Source organism: Syntrophomonas sp. UBA5494, assembly GCF_002426325.1.
In genome coordinates this window covers 41,506-44,117 of record NZ_DIPG01000125.1, presented here as the reverse complement: position 1 = coordinate 44,117, position 2,612 = coordinate 41,506, and the positions used below count along the sequence as shown (strand labels likewise).

Here is a 2,612-nt window from a genome sequence, read left to right as displayed (position 1 = left end):
GACTATATTTATTATAAAGGCAAACTGTGTATTCTAGGAGAAACGGTGGATATCACCGGGCATAAGCACACCGAACTGGCTTTGCTGCAATCAGAGGAGAAATTCTACAAGGCCTTCAACAGCTCCTTTATCATTCAGATTATCAGCCGCCTGCAAGACGGCCTTATAATAGAGGCCAATGATGCTTGTTGTGCGGCTTTTGCTATGTCCAGGTCCGATATGATCGGCAAGACCTCTAACGAAATGGGGATGTGGGTGTCTGCAGACCAACGTCCGCGCATTATTGAACATTTGTTGCAGGATGGCTATTACTATAACCCCGACTGGAAGTATAAAATAGGATCACAAATCAAGTGCGGCATCGTCAACCTGAAAATGATTAAATTGGCGGGAGAATGGTATATATTAACCAGCCTGGTCGATATAACTGAACGCAAATTGGCTGAACAAGCCTTGGTCGAATCAGAGGAGCGGTTTTATAACGCATTTCACAACAGTCCGGTGATCATGGCGATTTATGATGCCGAGAGTATACAGCATATTGAAATCAATCAGAGGTATACCGCGGTATTCGGCTACACTCCGGAAGAAGCCGTCGGCAAGACCCCGGGCGAATTGGATCTGTGGAAGGACTTTATGCAAAAGCAGTCATTTATCAGCGCTTTGCAGGTTAATGAAAGGGTGGAGAATTTTGAAGCCCAGCTGGTTACCAAGCATGGCGTTGTCAGAACCGTTTTGCTTCAGGTACAAACCATCCATCTCAACGGAATACGCTGTTTCTTGAATTCTATGATAGACATTACCGCACTCAAGAATATGGAACAGGAGATCAACCGCCTGGACCGTTTGCATCTGGTGGGGGAAATGGCGGCTTCTCTGGGGCACGAAATCCGCAACCCCATGACCTCGGTGCGCGGGTTTCTTCAATTGCTCGGTGAAAAGGATGATTTGGCCCACTACAAGGACTACTTCAACCTGATGATAGAAGAGATGGATCGCGCCAATGAGATCGTCACCTCATTTCTATCGATGTCTACCAACAAACTTATCTCGCCGCAGCTGGAGGATTTGAACCAAACCATCAGCAGTATCTTCCCGCTTATTCAAGCAGATGCAACCCGCGCCGATAAGGTGGTAGAGCTGGATTTAGAGCCGCTGCCCAGGCTGATGATCGACCTCAATGAGATTCGCCAGATGATAATCAACCTGGCTCGCAACGGGCTGGAATCAATGCCGGGTCGGGGGACGTTGGTCATAGGCAGCCGGTGCCAGGGCTCTCAGGCGGTGCTTTTTGTGCGCGATCAGGGGACTGGTCTGGACCCGGCTGTGATTAACAAAATAGGCACACCATTTACCACCACCAAGGAAAACGGTATCGGCATCGGTCTGGCTGTATGCTACAGTATAGCCGCCCGCCATAAGGCCGAGATAGAATTTGAGACCAGCCCGAAGGGAACTACCTTCTACGTGAAGTTCAATATTTCTTGAAGTGCGGCTGTACATATAATCGTACACTGTACAAATTCAACAACATCCTGCCGTATAAAGCGGGGTGTTTTTTTACGGCCGGGGGATTCGGAAATCCACCAGTACGGCGGAGATGGCATCTGAGGAGAGGCGACCGGGCGATTGGCACGATTATTGCGATAAAAATTAATAACTTAAAAAGTTTAGCCACCCATTTACATATTCCCCTCTTCTTAAATGTTGGCAACGGTCCGGGGGGGGACCCGCATTCTTGCGATACCCCCCGGATCGTGCCATAATCTTTTTAACTTCCATAGAACGTCAAGAATATTTGTAAGAAAGCATGGGCCGGGGTTTAATGCCCCGGCGCCATCGTTATTACCTATGAATCGGGTCTGGAGTGCCCTGTACTACAGTTCAATCCTGACAATATCCCGCGGGGTCGAAGACAGGTAGCGGGCGCCGCCGGCTCCATCGATGACCAGGTCATCCTCTATCCCCACCACCCCCTCGCCGGGGAAGAAGAATTTGGGCTCGATCGCCAAAGTCATGCCCGGCTGCAGAACCTCTCTGGCTCCCTGGCAGATGATGGGGAGCTCATCAAGCTCCAGGCCGATGCCATGGCCGATGAAGCGTACCTGGGAGGGACCGAAACCCATGAAATTCTCGGCGAAAGGGGTCTCCTTTTTAACCCAAGTGAGGATCTCATCATAGACCTCCCCGGCGATGCGCCCGGGGACGAGCGCCCGGCGGATCATTTCTTCGACCTCCAGGGCGGTTTGATAAGCATTTTGCAGCTTTTGAGGAAGGTCTCCCATGACCAGCATCCGGGTCACATCGGCATGATAGCCTTTATAGGCCAGGGCAAAATCCATGACGATGGCCTCGCCGGTCTGAATCGGGCTCTGCGAAGGCCCTATGGGATGCGCCCACGAAGGCCCCAGTCCGCCGGTGGGACCATCGAAATAGGTGGGTACGGCTGCCCGTGCCCCGGCCGCAACTCCCCCGAAATGAAGCTCGCCGCCAAAGCTCCTCAAGCGGATCATGGGTTCGTGTCCAAGCTGTCTGGCCTTGACTTCAAGCAGGCTCTCCAGCTCGATTTCCGTCATGCCAGGGCGCAGCAATGATGATACGTGCTCCAGCAA

The 2,612-nt window shown here is 51.6% G+C and carries 2 protein-coding genes; one reads left to right on the top strand and one right to left on the bottom strand.

Features of this window, described 5'->3' with window-relative positions; genetic code table 11:
* The coding region (locus B3W37_RS14140) for a PAS domain S-box protein (RefSeq protein WP_483176178.1) at window positions 1–1,488 on the top strand (1,488 nt) is incomplete at its 5' end.
* A gap of 389 nt (window positions 1,489–1,877) precedes the next feature.
* Here the strand turns inward: B3W37_RS14140 and B3W37_RS14135 are convergent.
* Window positions 1,878–2,612: M24 family metallopeptidase (locus B3W37_RS14135; RefSeq protein ID WP_483176177.1), on the bottom strand; the 735-nt coding region annotated here is incomplete at its 5' end.